The sequence below is a fragment of the Lactobacillus sp. ESL0261 genome, from assembly GCF_003693025.1.
Taxonomy (GTDB): Bacteria; Bacillota; Bacilli; order Lactobacillales; family Lactobacillaceae; genus Lactobacillus; species Lactobacillus kullabergensis.
The window spans coordinates 327,840-349,268 of the sequence record NZ_REHN01000006.1 but is presented as its reverse complement, the minus strand read 5'-3'; the positions used below and the strand labels follow the sequence as shown (position 1 = coordinate 349,268).

Annotated in this window: 16 protein-coding genes; 6 read left to right on the top strand and 10 right to left on the bottom strand. The window is 34.3% G+C overall.

Features of this window, described 5'->3' with window-relative positions:
- The first annotated feature begins 3 nt into the window (after window positions 1-3).
- Complete coding sequence (locus tag F5ESL0261_RS05040; protein WP_122052385.1) at window positions 4-3,180, top strand: carbamoyl phosphate synthase large subunit; 3,177 nt, start codon at window positions 4-6, stop codon at window positions 3,178-3,180.
- 46 nt (window positions 3,181-3,226) lie between these two features.
- Here the strand turns inward: F5ESL0261_RS05040 and F5ESL0261_RS05035 are convergent, their stop codons facing one another.
- Window positions 3,227-4,915 (bottom strand): NFACT family protein, encoded by a 1,689-nt coding sequence (locus F5ESL0261_RS05035; RefSeq protein WP_122052384.1) that lies wholly within the window; start codon window positions 4,913-4,915, stop codon window positions 3,227-3,229.
- A gap of 356 nt (window positions 4,916-5,271) precedes the next feature.
- Between F5ESL0261_RS05035 and F5ESL0261_RS05030 the strand changes: the two genes are divergently transcribed.
- The 3 genes from F5ESL0261_RS05030 (at window position 5,272) to F5ESL0261_RS05020 (ending at window position 7,330) form a co-directional block, all read left to right on the top strand.
- Entirely contained in the window at window positions 5,272-5,685 is a 414-nt protein-coding gene (locus F5ESL0261_RS05030; RefSeq protein ID WP_122052383.1) for a MarR family winged helix-turn-helix transcriptional regulator, read from the top strand.
- 75 nt (window positions 5,686-5,760) lie between these two features.
- Window positions 5,761-6,639 (top strand): DegV family protein, encoded by an 879-nt coding sequence (locus F5ESL0261_RS05025; RefSeq protein ID WP_122052382.1) that lies wholly within the window; start codon window positions 5,761-5,763, stop codon window positions 6,637-6,639.
- 55 nt (window positions 6,640-6,694) lie between these two features.
- Window positions 6,695-7,330 carry an NUDIX hydrolase N-terminal domain-containing protein gene (locus F5ESL0261_RS05020; protein WP_122052525.1) on the top strand — a complete coding sequence of 212 codons (636 nt, stop codon included), beginning with the start codon at window positions 6,695-6,697 and terminating at the stop codon, window positions 7,328-7,330.
- A 14-nt stretch (window positions 7,331-7,344) separates the two neighbouring features.
- Here F5ESL0261_RS05020 and xerS read toward each other — a convergent pair whose 3' ends face one another.
- Window positions 7,345-8,433 carry a tyrosine recombinase XerS gene (gene xerS / locus F5ESL0261_RS05015; protein WP_045928068.1) on the bottom strand — a complete coding sequence of 363 codons (1,089 nt, stop codon included), beginning with the start codon at window positions 8,431-8,433 and terminating at the stop codon, window positions 7,345-7,347.
- Window positions 8,434-9,780: 1,347 nt separating this feature from the next.
- Here xerS and F5ESL0261_RS05010 point away from each other — a divergent pair.
- Entirely contained in the window at window positions 9,781-10,140 is a 360-nt protein-coding gene (locus tag F5ESL0261_RS05010; protein ID WP_034979176.1) for a helix-turn-helix domain-containing protein, read from the top strand.
- A gap of 42 nt (window positions 10,141-10,182) precedes the next feature.
- On the opposite strand, the gene F5ESL0261_RS05005 is transcribed toward F5ESL0261_RS05010, so the two are convergent.
- The 4 genes from F5ESL0261_RS05005 to parE all read right to left on the bottom strand — a co-directional run bounded on the left by F5ESL0261_RS05005 (window position 10,183) and on the right by parE (window position 16,745).
- Window positions 10,183-11,112 carry a manganese-dependent inorganic pyrophosphatase gene (locus tag F5ESL0261_RS05005; protein WP_034979178.1) on the bottom strand — a complete coding sequence of 310 codons (930 nt, stop codon included), beginning with the start codon at window positions 11,110-11,112 and terminating at the stop codon, window positions 10,183-10,185.
- 129 nt (window positions 11,113-11,241) lie between these two features.
- Window positions 11,242-12,177 (bottom strand): LysR family transcriptional regulator, encoded by a 936-nt coding sequence (locus F5ESL0261_RS05000; protein WP_122052381.1) that lies wholly within the window; start codon window positions 12,175-12,177, stop codon window positions 11,242-11,244.
- Window positions 12,178-12,317: 140 nt separating this feature from the next.
- Window positions 12,318-14,771 (bottom strand): DNA topoisomerase IV subunit A, encoded by a 2,454-nt coding sequence (parC, locus tag F5ESL0261_RS04995; protein ID WP_122052380.1) that lies wholly within the window; start codon window positions 14,769-14,771, stop codon window positions 12,318-12,320.
- Between the two features lie 15 nt (window positions 14,772-14,786).
- Window positions 14,787-16,745 carry a DNA topoisomerase IV subunit B gene (gene parE, locus F5ESL0261_RS04990; protein WP_122052379.1) on the bottom strand — a complete coding sequence of 653 codons (1,959 nt, stop codon included), beginning with the start codon at window positions 16,743-16,745 and terminating at the stop codon, window positions 14,787-14,789.
- 96 nt (window positions 16,746-16,841) lie between these two features.
- On the opposite strand from parE, the gene plsY reads away from it, so the two are divergent.
- Entirely contained in the window at window positions 16,842-17,477 is a 636-nt protein-coding gene (plsY, locus tag F5ESL0261_RS04985; protein WP_122052378.1) for a glycerol-3-phosphate 1-O-acyltransferase PlsY, read from the top strand.
- 160 nt (window positions 17,478-17,637) lie between these two features.
- Here the strand turns inward: plsY and F5ESL0261_RS04980 are convergent, their stop codons facing one another.
- Genes F5ESL0261_RS04980 through xerC form a run of 4 tightly spaced genes read right to left on the bottom strand, consistent with a single transcriptional unit; the run spans window position 17,638 to window position 21,428 of the window.
- On the bottom strand, window positions 17,638-18,528 hold the full coding sequence (locus F5ESL0261_RS04980) for an aldose 1-epimerase family protein (RefSeq protein ID WP_122052377.1): 891 nt from the start codon (window positions 18,526-18,528) through the stop codon (window positions 17,638-17,640).
- Between the two features lie 18 nt (window positions 18,529-18,546).
- Complete coding sequence (gene hslU, locus F5ESL0261_RS04975) at window positions 18,547-19,956, bottom strand: ATP-dependent protease ATPase subunit HslU (RefSeq protein ID WP_122052376.1); 1,410 nt, start codon at window positions 19,954-19,956, stop codon at window positions 18,547-18,549.
- 21 nt (window positions 19,957-19,977) lie between these two features.
- A complete protein-coding gene (gene hslV / locus F5ESL0261_RS04970) occupies window positions 19,978-20,502 on the bottom strand; it encodes an HslVU peptidase proteolytic subunit (RefSeq protein WP_045928061.1) in 525 nt (174 codons plus the stop codon).
- Window positions 20,499-21,428 carry a tyrosine recombinase XerC gene (gene xerC, locus F5ESL0261_RS04965; protein ID WP_122052375.1) on the bottom strand — a complete coding sequence of 310 codons (930 nt, stop codon included), beginning with the start codon at window positions 21,426-21,428 and terminating at the stop codon, window positions 20,499-20,501. Before xerC ends, hslV begins: the two co-directional genes overlap by 4 nt.
- Between the last annotated feature and the right edge of the window lies 1 nt (window position 21,429).

Below are 21,429 nucleotides of genomic sequence, written 5' to 3'. Positions count from 1 at the left end.
AAAATGCCTTTAGAGAATGACTTAGATAAAGTTTTAATCATTGGATCTGGCCCAACCTTGGTTGGTAAAGTATCTGAAACTGATTTACTAGTTGAAGATGCAATTCAAGCACTTTCCGAAGAAGATATTCAAGTTGTTTTAGTTAATCCCAATCCTGCAACTATTTCTACTGACAAAAAATCTGGGCTAACTGTTTATCTTGAACCAATGACACTTGAATTTCTAAAAAGAATAATTCGCATGGAAGAACCAAGTGCTATTATTTCTGCTTATGGCTCAACTACAGGCTTAAAAGTTACACGAGAACTAGTTCAGGATGGTATATTGCAAAAAATGGGAGTTAGATTGCTGACCTTGAACAAGCAAACTCTCACAATGGATAATCATCAAAAAATGAATACTTTTTTGGCTGAAAATCAAATTGAGGCTAATAAATATTGGAATTTAACTGATTTTAGTGCTGTTGATATTCAGAAACAGCTATCTGAAAAAGTTCAGTTTCCAGTAATGCTTATTAAAGAAAATACTTCAGCAAAAAATACACAAATTATTTTTGACAACGTTTCTGATTTGAACGAGTATCTAACAAAAGAAAGACAATCAGAAAGTTTTTCCTTTGGCAATTATCATTTGTCTGAAGATCTTTCCTCTTGGGAAGAAGTCATTGCAAACATAATTCGTGACAGCTCTGGAAATGTACTCTTTACCAATTTAGCTGATACTGTTGAGTCCGTTGCTATTAATGCAGGAGATTCTGCTACAGTAATGCCAGCTTTAACGCTAAACAACGACCAGGTACAGAAAATTCGTGCAACTGCTAAAGTAATTGCCAACAAATTAAAAATCGTTGGAATATTAAATATTCATTTTGCTGTCAAACATGAGGGAACAAAATTTTCTGTAAAAATTTTATCAATAAAACCCAGGTTAACACGCAGTGCAATTTGGTCAAAGAGAGTGGGATTGTACAGCTTAGGTTATATTGTATGTAAAGTAGCCATCGGCTACCGTTTGGATGAAATAACAGATCCCTTATCAGGTCTCAATGCTGCTGTTGAGCCAACCTTAGATAAAGTTGCAGTTAGAATGCCTTTCTGGTCATTAACACAATCCGGCAGCAACCATTATTTATTAGGAGCCAAAATGCAAGCCAGTGGTGAAGCTATCGGAATAGGAACGAATTTTGAATCTGCTTTTTTAAAAGGTCTTGCATCAACAGTTAACCTAAAAATGTCACTCAAGATTTTTAAAACTGAAAAAGGGAAAGAAAAAAGCGAAATAGCAAATGATCTAGAGCATCCCGATGAGTCACATCTAATTAAGCTTTTAGCCGCAATATCTAAGGGTTTCAGTTATCATAAGCTGCAAAGAATTGTTCATATTCATCCAGTTTATTTTCAAAAACTGGCACATATTGTGGAAATAGGACAAAAATTAGCAGCTGGAAATCTAACAGAGGAATTATTGATTGAAGCGAAAAAGAGGGGGTTTCGCAACGCGTTAATTTCTGATCTTTCTGATACTGATATTAATGCGATCGAAAAGAAGCTTATAAAATTACATTTGAAGCCGGCTTATCAGCAAATAGATGGATCCGCGGGAACAATTAAGCCGTTGGTTGAGGCATATTATGGTTCATATGGAGTTCAAGATGAAAGCCAAGCTCTAACTGCAGCCAAAAAAGTGCTTGTGATCGGAATGTTACCTTCACAAGTTTCAGTTACAAGCGAATTTGACTACATGATTAGTCATGCAATAGATACTTTACATAATAATAATTATGCCACTGTTTTATTATCCAATAACGATGAATCCGTAGCAATTAGCTATAAAAGGGCAGATAAGGTTTATTTAGAACCTATAACTCTTGAAAGTATCTTACATATTGCTAAAAAAGAGCAAATAAAAGATGTTTTAGTTCAGTTCTCTGGCAAAGAAATGAATGCTTTATGTAAAAAACTAATAGAAAATGGTTTAAATATATTAGGCAGTAAAAACATTAATCCGAAAGATCGGATTGAGCAGGTTTTAACTAAACCATTAAAAAGTTTAGGTCAAAATAAACTTTTAACAACAGTTGATAAAACAGAGGCAAAAAATTTTATCAATGAACATGGATTTCCAATTCTCATTGGCGGATTTAATAATATGGGCGTTAAGCAAAAATCTGCTGTTGTCTATGATTTGCCAGCTTTAAAGAAATATTTAAAGGAAAATCAATTATCCAAGGTCAGTTTATCCCATTTTATCGAAGGAAATAAATATGAAATTACTGCCATTTCAGATGGTAAAAATGTCACAATTCCCGGTATTATTGAGCATTTGGAGCAAACAGGTTCTCACGCGTCAGATTCAATAGCTGTTTTTAAGCCGCAAAATTTAACAAAAACGGGCAAGAAGTTACTTACTGAATATGCTATTGAGTTAGTTAAACGCATAAATATGCGTGGGATTTTTACCTTACATTTTTTGATTGTTGCAAAGAAAATCTTTTTACTACAAATTAAGCCATATGCTGGTCACAATATTGCTTTTCTTTCTAAGGCAATTGGAAAAGATATTGCCAAATGCGCAACGGAAGTGCTTATCGGCAAAAACTTACCTGACTTAGGTTGTAAAAATGGTTTGTGGCATTCAAATAATTTTATTTTTGTCAAAATGCCAGTTTTCTCATATATTGATTACCAAAGTGAAAATACGTTTGATTCAAAAATGAAGTCATCTGGATCTGTCATGGGTCGAGATACTGAGCTTGCAAAAGCTTTATACAAAGGCTATGAAGCCAGTGGCATAAAAATACCTAACTTTGGTACAATTTTTATTTCTGTTCGTGATGAAGACAAAGAAAAAGTTACGTCATTGGCTCAACGTTTTTATCGTCTGGGTTTCAAAATAATTGCTACTGAAGGTACAGCTAATGGCTTAGCAGAAGCTGGAATAACCACAGGAATTGTTTCCAAGATTAGTCGTGGTTCTCACAGTCTGTTAGATAAAATACGACAACACAAAATTGATATGGTGATTAACATTACTAACTTATCCGATTCTGCTAGTGACGATGCTACCAGAATACGTGATGAAGCTTTGAATCAGAATATACCTGTTTTTTCAAGTATCGAAACCACAGAACTTATTTTGGGTGTTCTAGAATCGCTGGCGTTAACTACACAGCCAATTTGACAATAAAGCGAAAATGAAACGAGGATGAACAAATCATCCTCGTTTTTTAGTTTATTCTTTTGCTTAATACTCTTTCTTTTTCAGGGGTTACTTCAATTGAATTTTGTCCAGTATAAATTACAAAACCAGGTTTCGCGCCATTAGGTTTCTTTACTCTTTTATCCTGCACATAATCAACCTGCACATGAGCTGAATTTTTAGCTTTAGAAAAATAGGCCGCAATTTCCGCAGTTTCTAAAATATCTTTTTCTGTTGGTTGATCAGATTGCAAGATAACATGCGAACCAGGAATATTTTTAACATGGAACCAAATATCAGTTTTATTAGCTTTTTTTAAGGTGAGCCAATCATTTTGTAAATTATTTTTACCAACTAAAACAGTTTTACCAGATGAAATGCGAAATTTATTGAGGTTTTTCTCAGTGATTTTCTTTTTACGTTTAGGTTTCTGGGGTTTTTTAATGTAGCCTTGATTCATTAATTCTTCGTTAATTTGATCGATATCTTGTGGTTCAGCATTATCGATCGCGGTTTGAATAGTATCAAAATAATTTAAATTGTCTTGAGCTATTTTTATTTGTTCTTTAACATGTTTAATTGAATCGCGCAGCTTTTTATACTTGGTGAAATATTTTTGACCATTTCGTGCAGGAGAGAGTGCCGCATCAAGCTTAATTTTTAGTGGTTGATTGTTATCATAATAATTAGGCAGGTCAATTTCAGTCATTCCCGGTTTAACTTGGGACAAATTTGCATTAAGAATTTCTCCTCTAATTCTATACCCTTCAGAATTTTCAGCTTGGTCCAATTGCTTTTGAAGCTTAACTATTTTCTTGGTTAATTTTTTATGCTCGTTTTTTACAACACGTTCAATTTGACTTGACTTTTGTCTGACCCAATCTTGATTTGATTGATATTGATAAAATTTATCTAATGCATGATTAATCTCTGGATCAGAGCTTTCTTTAGTCAGGTTAAGATGGTAAGGCAAATAAGGGAAAATTTTTCGTTTATTATTTGGCGTTTTCAGAATAAAAGCACCTTTTTTATTAAATTGACCCATAAAAGTTTTAAAAGATGAATAAGAAAAATCGTCTTCCAAATAACCTGCAAGTTCTTGACGATCGTCTCGATCAAGTCCCCCAATCTGAATGGCGAATTTTTCAGGATCAGAATTCAAAGTTTTTTTATTAAACTCTGTTTCCGTCATCTTGAAACCATCAATACCAGATATAAGGGGAGGTAACTCATATTTAGCTTTGGGTAAGAGCAACCGCACTCTATTTTCATCAGGATTAATTCTTTTGAGCAAATCAATTATACGTCCATTTTTCTGGTCATAAAGAATAACATTGCTATGTCTTCCCATTAGCTCCAATGATAAGACTAACTGAACTTGATCTCCAAGTTCGTTACGATTACTAAAATAAAAATTGACGATTCGGTCAACTCCTAGCTGGTCAATTGATTGTAGAATTGAACCTTCTAAATATTTACGTAACACCATAACAAAAGTTGGTGCCTTATCAGGATTAGCAATAGTTTGCTCAGTAATATAAAAACGCGGATACTGAGCATTGGCAGATAATAGCAATTGTATATTTTTTCTGTCTTTTCTAAAAGTTAGCACTAGATCTTGTTCAAATGGTTGATAAATTTTGGAAAGCCGGCCACTTTCTATTTTTGGTTTAACATTATTTAGCAGGCTATGTATAAACAAACCATCAAAAGCCATAATATCACCTCAAAACACGCTTTCTATTATACCAAGTATTAGGCAATAAGTGCTTGTTTAAAATATTTTTTATTTATAATCTTAAAATAGAGTACTACTAATTATATAGTAATCATTTTTGGATTAACTAAAGAAATCATTGCAAAAAACTGATATACTGGTAATATAGATTTAAAGTTATCAATATAAATATTTATAAGCTAAAAATAATAGTAACAAATATTACTATACAATTAAGCATGAATGTTTCACAACTTTTCGTTTGGCTTTTTATGCATTTTCATGCTTTTAATATTGCTTAAATTTAAGTTTATAAAATATTTTTATGTTTTGTTTTAATCAGAAAAGGTAGTTAAATGGACGTTTTATCTTTTAGCACAATTGCTGGAAATATTAAAAACGAAATAAATAAAAAGTGTGGGTTAAATCTTTCGCAAACCAGAATTTTGCTTTATTTTTACCATAATGGTAATACTGCTTTAAAAATGGGAGATTTAGCTGAAAAATTAAAAATATCACTTTCAACATTAAGCAGACAATTGCAGCAAAAGAAAACCATGAGTTTTGTAACAATTAGAAGGTCAGAAAGTGACTCAAGCAAAACAGTTCTGTTAAATGATCTGGGGTTGAAAAAAATTTCTGAACTGAGAAATGTTTTAAAAGAGATAGAAGCATCACTTTTACATGGTTTAACAGAACAAGAAATAAGAGCATTTGACCAAACTTTTGCTAAACTCGTGCAGAAAACAGAGAGAACAAGTTCGCTATAGTTGATAGTCGAAACACTTATTTTTTTATGCTATAATTCTTGTATGTTGTACAGACAAAAGCGAAAGGTAAGTTAGATGAAGATTGCTTTAGTTACTGATAGTACTAGCGCCATTACAAAACAAGAGGCAGAAAAAAATAACATTATTGTTGTTTCAATTCCAATTATTATAGGTAAAAAAGAGTATTTAGAAAATGTTGATATTACTTCTGATCAACTTTTCAAAATGCAGAGAGAGGGAGCAGATTTTCCTAAAACTTCTCAGCCAAGCACTGGCGATTTAATTCGTCTTTTTGATAGCCTAAATGATAAGGGTTATGAAGCCATTATTGCTATTACACTTTCCAGCGGGATTTCTGGTTTTTATCAAACATTATGTAATATTGCTGAAAATCATCCAAAATATAATTTACATGCTATTGATACAAGAATGACTGTTCGCTTACAAGGTAATTTGGTTTTGGCAGCAGCTAAAATGATAAAAAATGGTCTTGATCTGGATACAATTTTAGCTCGACTTGAAAAAATTCGTTCAACTATTGATGAAATATTCGTAGTTAATGATTTAAACAATTTAAGTCGAGGAGGGCGCTTAAGCAATGCCAGTGCTTTTATCGGATCTATGCTAAATATCAAGCCGCTGCTTACTTTCAAAGACGGCAATATAGTAGCTTTTGACAAAATTCGTTCTATGAAACGAGCTTTTATCAAAATTAAAAAATTAACGGTAAAAAAAATAGATCAATTGCCTTATAAAGATAAAATCAAGCTCTTTATTATTGATTCCAATGATAGCAGTCAGGTAGATGAAGCTAAAGCATTTTTAACAGAAAAATTTCCAGAGCAAAACATTTCCGTTACGAAATTTAGCCCTGTTATTGCCACGCATCTAGGAGAAAAGTCTTTTGCAATTGGTTGGATGATTGACATAGATAAAATAGATTTGACTAAATAAGAGCAACCTTTCACAAGATTGCTTTTTTTGTTACAGAAGTGGGTGGATATATATGATAAAGCAAATGGATCAAATAACAAAATGGGCTGTAGAGTTACAGAGTATTGCTCAAAACGGTATAGAATACGGTTATGATCGTTTTGATAGGGAGCGTTACGAACAAGTAAGAAAGATTGCCACTGAAATGATGGCAGCAATAACTGGACTATCAATAAATGTTGTTAAAGGCTTGTTTAGTAATGATGATGGGTACCAGACACCTAAAGTTTCTACTAGAGCTGCAATTTTCAATAAACAAAAAATCTTACTGGTTAAAGAAACTACAGATAATTTATGGTCAATGCCTGGTGGTTGGTGTGAACCTAACATAACCGTTAAAGAAAACTGTATAAAAGAAGCCGAAGAAGAATCCGGGCATAAAATTGAAGTTAAACAAATTATTGCAGTGAACAATCATTCAACTAATATTTATGATAAAGAGCGAATTGAAAGACCTATCAATGTTTGTAACGTCATCTTTTTGTGTAAAGACTTGGGTGGAAAGTTTTCAAAGAATACCGAAACTGATAAATGTTCATTTTTCGAACTTGATAATTTACCACCTTTATCATTGCCACGAAATTCTTCAGCAGAGATAAAAATGTGTTTTGAAGCGAATCAAAGTTCTAACTGGCAAACAAAATTTGAATAAAAAAAGGCTTTGTATTAAGCCCCTTTGTGATCACTATTCTTTTTATCTGTTTTTGAAATCTCATTTAAAGCAGCACGCTGCTTTTTTTGATCAACATGAGTATATAAATCGGTTGCTGAAGTTCCTTTTTGGCCCAGTTGCTGAGCTACCAGCACTTGGTCTTTGGTTACCCCATATAGTTCAGAAGCCACTGTATGACGTAATTTATGAGGAGTGAGGGGATGTCCAAAAGCAGCTGAATATTTGTTGACCATTTTCTCGATAGCGCTCGTGGTGATCCGACGTGTTTTATTATGCCAGCGAGTCAGGAAAAATGCTGAATCGCTTTTGACTGCCAAATAACGCTGCTTTCTTATTTTCTTATACTCTCTAATGTAAACCAACGTCCATTCAGCAATTGGTACGCTGTCTCGCTGGCCACCTTTGCGGGTTACGTCCAACGTAGCCTTTTTAAAATTAATGTCTGGCAGATCTATTCCTGCGCACTCAGAAACTCTGATTCCAGTTCCTAAAATTAAAGCAATAATTGCCATATCGCGTTCTTTATTTGCTTTAAAAGCTGGTAACGCATGCTTATTGCATTTAAATTCATAATTATTTTCAATAAAATCCAAAAACTGGTATTTTAATTTTCCTGTGTACATGTGCGATTCAAGAACATGGGCCCGATAGTTTAAAGTTTTTGTGTTATTAAGAGAATCAATTTTGAGCATGACATTGCGTTCAAAGTAGGGTTTGCCATTTATATTGTCAGCAGTAATGGTTAAAAATTTGAAAAGAGATCTCAAGGCATTAATAGACCGATTTATTGTTGTAGGCGAATTCAAGTTGCCTTGCTTATTTTTAGTATGACCTAAATAATTAATGTAAAGCATGATGTCATTGCGTTGCAGGTGAGCTAAAGTTTGAGTTTCAATACTTTTGTTATTTTCAGCCTTTGAAATGCCTTCATGACGGAGCCAGTCAAAAAATCTTCTGATTTCTGTTAGATACTGATAGGATGTAGCTAAAGAGTGACTTGTGCCAAAATTGTATTCTTTAACAAAATCAGGCATTTTATTTAATTCTTCATCAATTAGATCTAAATATTTCTTTGTTTCCACGTAATAAATTTCTCCTAGCTTCAATTATTAAGTTATATGATTCATTATAAAACAAAACTAGAATGTATGTTTGTGTCGTGTATACTTATTATGGGATAGAGGTGAGGGAAAGGCGAAAATTACATTTAATGAAACAAAATACTGCTTTGATATTTTAGGATAAATCTTTTAAAAAGTTTGAAATAGAAATTTCGACTTTAATTGAAACTTATCTAAAAAGATGATATTCAGTTTTGCTAAAAATCAACCAACTAATACAAAAAAGTTGAACTTGTTTCTTAATTTAATACCTTTCATTAAAATTATAGTTTTAATGAAAGCAACTAAAAAATTATGTGAGCAGACTTTTTATACTTAAAATTGAGATTTTAACCATTATTACTCAACTGTTATCAAAGCAATTCTTAATTAACTTAATTAAAAATATATCAACGCAATTTTATAAACTTTCAATATTAATTAACAAAACACTTTTATTAATAAAAATTCAAGTCATTTCTGATGAGACTCAAAGGCAACTCAATGACCAATTGATAAATTATGCATTCATTTTGATTTTAACGAGCTCTGAATTGACCTGTGACAATCTCAAAGTAAAATTATTTTGTGTAAGTCAAATGCAGTCTCAATCTCATAAGCTCTCTTTCAATTTTTTATTTTACTTTACATAATATATATTATACGAAGTTATATCAATAAAAGCAGCTACATTTGACTCCACTCTATCTTCACCAAAGCATATCTAATTTATTGAATTAAATTAGTAATTGGAGAACTAACTTTTTATTTTTGTTGTCATTAAATTTGCTTTTGAATAAATTTTTTATTGTATAAAAAATCCATAATTTTAGAAAGAAAAGTTTTATTTTACTTTATACAAAATAAAACTTATTGTTTGTGAAATTTGTAAATTAAATAATTACTAAACCCTTTTTATCATATCCAATATTAATTGATTTATTTAAAGTTTTTATGTTATAAGTGTAAAAATATAAATAAAAGCGCTTTCTACAATTGATAAATATATAAAAACAATTGGATTTTGTTTTTTCACTTAAGCGCTTTTCTACTTGCCCCTCTAGCAAGCGAATGCACGCTTTGATATAATATTTGCCACTCTTTCCTTTTTCACTTTAAGTTTAATTAATTGGTGCTTTTTTATTTTATTTTTCCAAAAAATAGCTTACAATACTATGTGGGGTATAGTTTAAAACATTTAGTTTGAGTATAATTTTGCCAAAAGCAAGTGTTTTATTCATTATTATTTTTGTTTTATTGTTCAATTCTATAATTAATCTGTTATTATAGAATATGGAATTATTTTTTTGAAAGGGTTGAATTTATTCCATGAGTATAAATTTAGGAAAAGAAATATGCCGTAGGCGGCGCGAACAAAAGTTGACCCAGGAGGATCTTGCTGAATTAAGTGACTTATCGGTTAACTTTATTTCTCGTTTGGAAAGAACAAAGAATCAAAACATCAGTATTCAAAAGCTTGACTCAATTGCCAGAGCTTTAAATACAACTACACCAGATATTATCATGAATGCTTATCGCTTTAAGGAAGTTAAGGTAGAAAATCATCAAGATAATACTCCTGTATTTATTAAGAAGGTTCTTAATGAACTTAGAAAAATGTCACCTGACAAAGCTGAAAGAGTATGTAAATCATTCATTATTTTGGCTAAGGAAATTAACAAAGATTAAAAAAAAGCACGAAATAGATTTAACTATTTCGTGCTTTTTAAATTACTTAAATGCTTCAGTTAATGGTGGAACAACCTGTTTCTTCCTTGAAACAACACCAGGTAAACTGATTTCTGAATCTTTAACTTCCCCAAATGCCTTTTCAAACGAAGCCAAAGCTTCGTCTGAACCTATAACTAATGCAGTTGAGTCTGAATCGAGTACATTAGTTATAAGCAGCATAAACAAATCGTAGCCCTCTGAATTTGCTGAATCTTTCATAGTTTTCAGGAAGGCTTCTTTGCGCTCTAATGCTTCTGGCAAGTCAACCACATTAATTTGAGCTACTCGTACATTTTTGCCATTTAATTCAAATGATTTGGCATCTAAATCGATTAGTTCTTCTTCTGATTTACTTGCTATATTAGTTCCGGCTTTTAATTCTTCCAAGCCATATTTTTCGTAATCTACACCAGCAATTTCGGCAAGTTCTTTAACGGCTTTTTTATCTCTGTCGGTAGTTGTTGGTGATTTTAGCAATAATGTGTCAGAAATAATGGCGGAAAGCATAATACCGGCGATATTCTTGGGAATTTCCACTTTAAAATGCTTATAGAGACCAAACATAATTGTACTAGTACAACCTACCGGTTCAGCAAGATAAAATAAAGGCATACTAGTGTTGAAATTCATAATTCTGTGGTGATCAACAACATGAGTTACAGTAACCTGATCAATGTCTGATACACTTTGCTGTGGTTCATTATGATCAACAAGCATTACTTCTTTAACTTCATTTGCTGCTGTTTTGATCACTCTTGGCGCTTCAAAACCAAACTTCTTTAATGCAAAAGCTGTTTCATCATTAGGTTCGCCTAAAGCAACCGCTTCAGTGTTGTAACCCAGCTTATTCTGCAAATATGAATAAGCTATCGCTGTCCCAATTGCATCTGTATCAGGATTTTGGTGACCAAAGACCAATTCTTTTTCCATTAGATTTCCTCTTTTTCTTTTTAAAATTTTACTTATATAATTAGTTTACCTAATAAAGGCTATTCTTGACAGAACAAATTATAAATTTTTGTCTGACAGCAAAAGAACTTACAAGATTATGTGGCAACATCAGTCTTCCAAAAACTTTTTAAATTCTTTCAAAAAGTTTTGTATACGTGGAACCTCTTTTTTACCCTTTCGATAAATAAGTGAAATTGTGAATTTTTTGATGCCTTTTAAAAATACAGGTACCAAATTAATTTCACTTTGATTTAGGCGGTAATAAGAGTCACTTACAATTGTATCATAGCCTGTATCTTGCGCTGTCTCAACCATCTCCTTGGTAGAAGTAAAAGTTAAAGGAACATTCAGACCATTTCTTACATTCACCTTACTGCCAAGCTTGTTTTTAAGTATCTGAGTTAAATAAAAGCTATCTGGATAAAGAACCCACTTCTTTCCTAAAAACTTAGAAACTGGATAGGACTTCCCTGCTTCAACACTTCTATCGTGAGTTAGGATAATTAATTTGTCTTGAGTAACTTTCATTAATTCGTATTGATTTTGTAAATTCGCCTGACTCCTTTTAGTAGTTTCGGGAAGATAAAGCATTGCTAAATCAACCAAATTATTATCAAGATTATACCAAAGATCTTTACGATTGAAATAAGAAACACTGATAGTTATATTGGGATAATTTTTATTAAATTCAACCAAAAATTTTCTAAGAAGATCAGAATTGACGCTTTCTAAAACACCAATTGCAATATTGCCTTTGTCAGCCTGAGTAAACTCTTGTATATCGCTAACAACAGAGTTAATAGTCCCGAGAAGCTTAATTGCACCCGTTTGCAACTGCTTGCCAGCTTCAGTCAAATAAAGCTTTTTCCCCATTTGTCCAAACAAGGGTGTTCCGATTGCATGTTCAATTTTCTTTATCTGCTGAGTTAAAGCCGGTTGAGTAATACCAAGGATTTGAGCAGCTTGAGTGTAGTTCATGGTATCAATTAATTGCAAAAAATAATGTAGGGATTTGGTTGAGAGTATTGTATCTGTTTTAGGCATAAGATTATTCCTTCTATCTTAATAATAATATGGCTCTATTTATATGCTATTATCAATCAAAAACCCTTTTGTGTCAAAGTAATATTTAAATCTGTTGAAGCCCTTCCATAAATTATTAATATCATTAAATAAATAAAAATTTATTCTGCTCTTAAAGGCCTTCCCAATTTTATATTAACTGGATGACCGTCACTTGTCGTATCTAATACAAAAGAACCATTAGAATATCTGTCACCCAAAGGATAATCACAAGTCGAAATCTTTATATACCGTCTGCTTGTTGTTGTTATCAGCAGGGTATGCTCTTGGCCATACGAAGTAACAGCAGCAACACGGTGCGGCTTAGTTTTAAGTTCCCTTAAAACTAATACTCCTCGTTTGGCACGGGATACCTTATTGACTAACCCAGCCTTAAACTGCTTAAAAGCTCCTCTTTGAGTAATAATGCCTATCCGAATTAAGTCAAGATAATCAGGATTTATGACTATATACGAAACTACATAGTCTTCATCTTTTAAATTCACAGATTTAACTCCGAATGATTTGGCACCAGATGCAGGAATTTCGCTCAAATCATAGCGGACAGCATAAGCTTTATGCGTAAATAAAATAATCTCTTTATTACTTTCAGGTTTTACTAAATCAACACGAACAACCTTACTGTCTGTTTTTTTCATTTTCATTGCAGTAATTGCGCGTGAACGGTAAGTTCTAGTAGGCTGGAGATTACATAGTTCCAATTGTTTTATATAACCATCATTAGTTGCAATTAAAAAGTTTAGTTTTTGGTTTAATTGTTCAAAATCAAAGACCCGAATGATATTCTCATTCTCGTTTAAGCCAATTTCCTGAGACAAATGCTGACCGGTTTCTTTCCACTTCGTTTCGACTAATTCATTAACTGGTCTATAAATGACATTACCACGGTCAGTGAATAAATATAAATTAGTTAACGTTGACAGAGTCTTTTCGAATACAACGTCATCCCCACTCGGCAAACCATTATCCTCATCTTCACTAGATTGCCAGGAACGAATAGATGACCTCTTTAAGTAACCATCACGACTGATTAAAACACGTACTTGCTCATCTGCCACTAATGCTTTTTCATCAATTTGAATCTTAGCGGTTTCAGATGAAATTTCAGTGCGCCGTGGATTGCCAAATTCCTTCTTAACTGTCGTTAATTCCTTAATTATTTCCTTTTCTAAGATCTTTTTATTAGACAAAAGTTCTTTAAAACGAGCTATTTTTTCATTCAGCTCGCTTTGCTCTTTAACTAAAGCATTAACGTCAGTATTGGTTAACCTGTACAATTGTAAAGACACAATTGCCTCAGCCTGCCGAGCAGTAAACTTAAACTTGTCTGATAGATTTTTCTTTGCTTCCGCCTTATTTTTAGAAGCTCGGATAATCTTAATTACTTTGTCCAGGATATCCATGGCATGGATCAAACCTTGTATAATTTCCAGACGCTCTTCTGCTTTATTTAAATCAAACTTCGTCCTCTTGATTACTACGTCTTTTTCATGTTCTAAGTAAGAAGACAGTATATGTTTTAAACCAACTTGCATTGGTGTCATATGGTCAATGGCAACCATATTAAAGTTATAGGAAACTTGCAATTCAGTATTCTTGAATAAATAATTCAGAATATTTTGTGCATCAGCACCCTTTTTTAACTCTACTACGATTGATAAACCATGACGGTCAGTTTCATCACGCACTTCCGCTATGCCATCAATCTCCCTGTTAAGACGAATTTCATCCATCTTTTTAACTAACAAAGCTTTATTAACAGCAAAAGGAATCTCAGTAATAACAATTTCTTCGCGATGGCCTCTAATTTCCTGAATTGAACTTTTTGCTCTTACCTGAATGCGTCCTCGACCCGTTTCATAGGCTTCACGTAATCCTTTTTGTCCTAAAACAATGGCACCTGTAGGAAAATCAGGGCCTTTAACAAAATGCATTAAATCATCAAGACTTGCATCAGGATTCTTTAACAAATAAATAGTAGCATCAATTACTTCTGCTAAGTTATGCGGTGGAATCTCGGTAGCGTAACCAGCCGAAATACCTGTAGAACCATTAACTAATAAATTAGGAAACCGAACTGGTAAAACCGTTGGCTCATACTCAGTATCATCGAAGTTCAAAACCATGTTGACTGTATCTTTATCAATATCTTGCAGTAACATGTTGGAAATCTTGCTCAAACGTGATTCGGTATAACGCATTGCAGCGGGACCATCGCCATCCATTGAACCATTGTTACCGTGCATTTCAATTAGTGGTTCGCGCATTTTCCAGTCTTGAGAAAGGTGAACCAGGGCACCATAAATGGAACTGTCACCGTGGGGATGAAAATTACCCATGATATTACCCACCGCTTTAGCCGCCTTTTTGAATGGCTTGTCATATGTATTATTATCTTGAAACATAGCGTAAAGGATTCTTCTTTGCACTGGTTTCAAACCATCACGAATATCTGGCAAGGCACGCTCTTGGATAATATATTTGGAATATCTGCCAAATCGCTCACCCATGACTTGCTCAAGGGGCATTTCACGAATTCGTTCTTTTGTAGCCATTAATTAAAAACCTCTTTATTCATTTTCTTCTTCCAGGATTGAAACATTATCCCCTAATCTGAACTTAACGTTTTCTTCAATCCACTTTCGCCTTGCACCTGCTTTGTCACCCATTAATGTGGTCACACGACGCTCAGCCAAGGCAGCATCGTCAATTTTTACCCGAATAAGCAGCCTTGTTTCTGGATCCATTGTTGTTCGCCACAACTGTTCAGCATTCATCTCTCCCAGACCTTTGAACCGTTGTAAAGCATAACCACGACCCATTTTCTTTTCATCGGCAGCAAGTTCTTCATCAGTCCAGGAGTACTTTACCTGAGCCTTTTTGCCGCGACCTTTTTGCAAGCGATAAAGAGGAGGTAAAGCGATATAAACTTTACCATGTTCAATCATTGGCCTCATATAACGATAGAAAAAGGTTAATAACAAAATCTGAATATGGGCACCATCATCATCGGCATCCGTCATGATGATTACTTTATCGTAATTTGAATCTTCTACTTTAAATTCAGCACCTACTCCAGCACCAATGGTGTAAATCATGGTGTTAATTTCTTCATTTTTAAATATGTCCTGCAATTTTGCTTTTTGGGTGTTTAAAACTTTTCCCCGTAAAGGCAATATTGCCTGGAACTTACGATCTCGTCCCTGTTTTGCGGAACCACCAGCAGAGTCCCCCTCAACCAGAAAAAGTTCATTCTTTTTTGGATTACGAGACTGCGCCGGTGTTAGTTTACCAGACAGGACTTCTTTTTTATGACGTTTTTTGCCATTTCTACTCTCGTTACGAGCCTTTTTCGCAGCTTCACGAGCATCCCTTGCTCTTTGTGCTTTTTTCACCAGCTCTTGTGCCAGTTCACCTTTTTCCATTAGGTAATATGACATTTTTTCATAAACAATTGCATCAACAACTGATCTAGCTTGAGGAGTTCCTAGTTTGCCCTTGGTCTGGCCTTCAAACTCTAATAGCTCTTCTGGAATTTTAACTGATAAAACAGCGCTTAAACCTTCACGGTAATCAGAGCCATCAATATTTTTGTCTTTTTTACCTAATAGTCCTTGTTTTTTAGCATAGTCATTAAAAGCACGAGTAAAACCAGTTCGTGCACCTACCTCATGACTACCACCATCCGCTGTACGCACATTATTAACAAAAGAAACCAGGTTTTCGGAATAACTGTCGCTATATTGTCCGCTAAACTCAACCTCAATTTCATCCTGTTTACCGGAAAAATAAAAAATATCGCTTAAAGTATCTTTACCCTCATTCAGATAGGATACAAAAGCTTTAATACCATCATCATATTTAAAATCATCATGATGTTGGGGTTCTCGTTCATCTACTAAGACAAAGCGCACACCTTTAAGCAAAAAAGCCGACTCACGTATGCGTTCCTGAATAGTTTCATATTTATATTTAATAGTCGAAAAAATTTTTTCATCTGGTTTAAAAGTAATGGTTGTACCAGTAGGTTCCTTAGTTTTACCTAAGCGCTTCAATGTACCAACGGGATGACCACCATCTTTAAATTCTTCTTCGTATGCAATTCCATCCCGTATAACTTTAACATCCATATAACTGGAAAGAGCATTAACGACAGAAGAACCTACTCCATGAAGTCCTCCAGAAGTCTTATAATTTTGTTCGGTAAATTTACCACCAGCATGCAAGACAGTCAAGATAACTTCAATTGTAGGCTTACCAGATTTATGCATGCCTGTAGGCATCCCACGACCAAAATCACGTACCGTCACACTGTTATCTTTATGAATCGTTACGTCAATTTCTTTACCAAATCCGGCCATTGCCTCATCTACTGAATTATCTACAATTTCATAGACAAGCTGATTAAGACCATGAACATCAGTTGATCCAATATACATACCTGGCCTTTTCCGCACAGCTTCCAGACCATGAAGAATCTGAATTGATGAGTCATCATAAGAATTTGTTTTTTTACTTGTTTTAGTCAAATAGACTCCTCCAGTTAAAAATCATTTATTATTTTAATCCTCATACTTTGTAAACTCTGATAAAATAGCATTAGACTTTAAGAGAGCAGGATATACATGATAAATTTAAATTTAATTCTGATATTTATTCTAGCATATTTAATAGGTTCGTTTCCTACTGGCGTGATCGTTGGCAAGGTATTTTTTGCAGAAGATATTAGAAATTATGGCTCTGGCAATATCGGAACTACTAACTCTTTTCGCGTCTTTGGACCATTTGCAGGCAGTGTGGTTCTCATTGTTGATGTCCTCAAGGGAACGTTAGCCACAAATTTGCCTAGAATTTTTCATATCAATGCCCCTAAATATTTTTTGTTAGTTTCAGGGGGATTAGCCATCCTAGGACACACATGTTCCATCTTTCTAAAATTTAAAGGTGGTAAAGCTGTAGCAACCAGTGCGGGACTTTTCTTGGGCTATAACCTAAAATTCTTTGGCGTCTGTGCTCTCATTTTCTTACCATTGGTTTTTATCACGTCTTATGTCAGTCTGTCCAGTTTAATTGCAGTTGTCTTAATATTCATTGTAACTTTCTTCTTTCACGATATTTATCTTGAAATTATCGTGGGCTGCATCATGATTATCTTATTTATTCGTCACAGAAGCAATATTAAACGATTATTGCGCCATCAAGAGAATATCATTCCCTTTGGTTTATGGTACTGGTATAAGAAAAGACATCATAAATTATGATTGTATATCAAATAAGTATGGCTAGCGAGTTTAGCTAGCTATTTTATTATAGACATAAGAACATTAGTTCGCAAGAAGGTTTTTGCTTGAGTTAATAGGGAACTGTAAAAAAAGAAAGCCTTGAGGCTTTCTTTTCAACCTAAATAATTTATTTTTATACTCATTCATCTTGATCATGAAAAGCCATACTAAAACCAGCCGTAAAAGTGCCACCAGCTTCAAGGTGATTCATGCCGTATTTTTCTTCTAATTTTTGATTAGTGTCACTGCGGTCAGCTATGCCCCACCAGGGTTCAATACAGACATAATCTGCAGACTTAGGATATTGGGACCACACACCTACAAAAGGAGCATCCCTTAACCAAACATTTACATGAAAATTATTGGCATCTGTCCTTAAAGATACACGGTTGTCGTGTCCACGCATTTGAAAAATCAAAGCATCATCTTTAAACAAATGATCACTCAGGGTAATCAAACTATTGGTCGAGGCCAGCGACCGATTAGGCCAGTCTAAAAATGCTCCTTTAAGAGGAATACGAACGCGCGCACGAGAAGGCTTAGTACTGAAGTAAAAATCTTCCTTAGACAAAGTCTTGCTTGTGGGAATGTTAAAGCCGGGATGTCCACCAATGCCAAAAATCATTTCACCATCTGACTTATTAATGACAGAAAAATTCTCTTCCAGCAGATTATTAAGCAAGTTATAGTTCACACGCAATTCAAATTTGAATGGATAAACTTCCCTAGTTTCTGCAGAATCCGTCAGTAAAAAAGTGATGCTTTCCTCTGTATGTCGTTCAACTTTAAACTCTAAATCACGTGCAAAGCCATGCTGAGTTAAGTGGTATGTTTTCCCCTGATAAGTATATTCATCATCTTTAAGTTTCCCCACAATAGGAAAGAGTACAGGAGCATGTCTCTTCCAAACTTCAGGATCAGCCTGCCAAATATATTCATACCCGCTATGTAAACTTTTCACACTTTGAACTTCAGCACCTTTACTGGCAATTTTGACCTGTAAGATGCTATTTTTGATAGTGTAATCCATGCATAATCATCACCTTTGTTAAAGAATGAACTTAGTTAAATCTTTATTTGTTATTATATCACTAAGTTTTTCATTAACGTATGCTTCAGTAACCGTAATTTCGCCCATAGACATATCTGGACCTTCATACAAAACATCTTCCAATAACTTCTCAAGAATTGTTGACAATCTTCTGGCACCAATGTTATCAGTTCCCTGGTTAACGTCATATGCAATTTGAGCAATTCGATCAACTGCTTCTTGCGTAAAGACTAATTTGATTCCGTCAGCTTTCATCAAGGCTACATATTGTTCTAAAAGTGAATCTTCAGGATCCTTGAGAATCTTAACAAAATCGTCTTTTGTTAAAGCATTGAGTTCGACCCTAATTGGAAAACGACCTTGCAATTCAGGAATTAAATCACTTGGCTTAGATTCAGAAAATGCTCCAGCAGCAATAAAGAGAATGTGGTCAGTTGCTACAGGACCATATTTAGTTTGAACAGTAGAACCCTCTACAATTGGTAAAATATCTCTTTGCACACCTTCACGTGATACTTCACCAGAAGTTTTCTTATTGCCAGCAGTAATTTTATCAATTTCATCAATAAAAATAATACCGTTGTTTGCCGTACGCTCAATAGCTTTTTGATAAAGGGAGTCATAATCAATCATCTTGCGGGATTCTTGTTGAATTAAAACTTCCCGGGCATCTTTTACTGCCAATGTACGCTTAATTTTCTTTTTAGGAACCAAATCGTTAAGCATTGAACTCATATCGATTCCCATTTGGCCCATCATATCACTCATTGGATTGACTTTGGGAGCCTGCTCAACGTTGATAGTGACTTCACGATTTTCAAGCAGGCCTTTGTTTAACTGCTCAGATACAGTAAGACGCTGATTGCGGACATCATCCGTTATTTCTTCCTGGTCTGCGTCAGAAGACTGATCATTGTTCTGACCTCCTGACATGAGCATTGACATCATATCTTGCCATTCCTGCATCTGATTTTTTCTTTTGTCCTGCTTGATTCCGGGAACAAGCAAACGTACTAAAATTTTATTGGCTTCTTTAGTTGCTTGAGTGCGAACACGGTCAAATTGATCTTTTTCTTCCATGCGCACTGCTTCATTTACCAAATCGCGCACCATTGATTCAACGTCACGACCAACATAACCAACTTCAGTAAATTTTGTAGCTTCGACTTTTACAAATGGCGCATTAACAATCGCTGCTAATCTTCTGGCAATTTCGGTTTTACCGACACCTGTGGGGCCTGCCATTAACAGGTTTTTAGGTGTGATATCTTCCTGCATTTTTTTTGGCAGCTGCATTCTGCGATAACGATTATAAAGAGCAACAGCAACTGCTTTTTTAGCTTCATCTTGACCTATAATGTATTCATTAAGTAAATTAACAATTTGCTTTGGTGTTTTTGTTTCCATACTATTTATCTGCCTCGTTTTTTACAATTCGTCAGTGATAATCTGATTATCAGTAAAAATATCAATTCCGGAAGCTATTTCAACAGCTTCATGAGCAATTTCGCTGGCACTCATATTGGACGAATGTCTGGTCATTGCAATGGCTGCAGCCTGCGCAAAGTTCCCACCAGAACCAATTGCAACTACATTTTCATCTGGTTCAAGCACTTCACCATTGCCAGAAATTAATAAAAGATCTTTTTCATTAAAAGCAATAAGCATTGCCTCCAGTTTTTGCAGGGTGGCATCTTTGCGCCAGGCTTGAGCCATTTCCACAGCAGCTCTGCGCAAATCACCCCCAAAAGCTTCCAATTTACCTTCAAGCATATCTTGCAAACTGACTGCATCGGCTACGCCTCCAGCAAAACCAATTACTACCTGATCATGATAAATTCGTCTAATCTTTTTAGCGGTAGATTTTGCAATTACTTTTTCACCCAGGGTTACCTGTCCATCTCCTGCAATTGCAGTTTTACCATTAAATTTTACTGAACATATTGTTGTCATTTTTTTGCCTCATCTTTCTTATCATTGCGAGTGAAGTATTTTTCATAATTTGCCTGTAAGTTGCTCATAGTCACGTGAGTGTATATTTGTGTGGTAGATAAATTGTCATGACCCAAAAGTTCCTGTACACTGCGTAAATCTGCGCCGTTATTCAACATTGCCGTAGCAAATGAATGTCGCAATTCGTGCGGGTGTACCTTACCATTAATGCCAGCCTTATTAAAAACCCTTTGCATAATATACTCGATGCCACGATCCGTTAATGGTTTGCCTTTATTATTTAAAAAGACATAATCTGAACTGTCATTATCTTTTACAAGTTGATCGCGACCGTTTTCCAAATAATTAACTAACGCGGCTTTAGTTTTATCATCAAACGCAACGTATCTGTCTTTATTACCTTTACCGTGTACCAGAATTATCTTTAAATCTAAATCTAACTGCTTTCTTGTTAAGTTGCTTACTTCGCTAACCCTCATCCCAGTAGTATAAAACAATTCAATTAATGCTAAATTACGTAAAGTCAAGGGTTCATTTCCACTTAAAGAGTCAAATACTTGTTTCATTTCTGGTGCATAAAAAAACTGGGGTAACTTTCGTTCTTTAGTGCGCAAAACAATTGTTTGCGCTGGATCTATTTTAACAATTTTTCGTCTAGTTAAAAAGTGATAAAACGACCTGAGGCTAGACATTTTACGCGACTGCGTCGAACGCGCTAATTTGCGTTCTGTTATGTTTTGTAAAAAAATTTCAACATCACGTCTATTTATTTTTGACCAACCATTAAAGCCGCCATTTTCCTGCCAAAATTTTTTTGCTTCCAGCAAATCCGTTTGATAAGACATTATTGTTTTGGGACTATATTGACGTTCAATACGCAAATATGAGGTAAACAGCTTTATCAGTTTGTCTTTTCCAGCATCCATC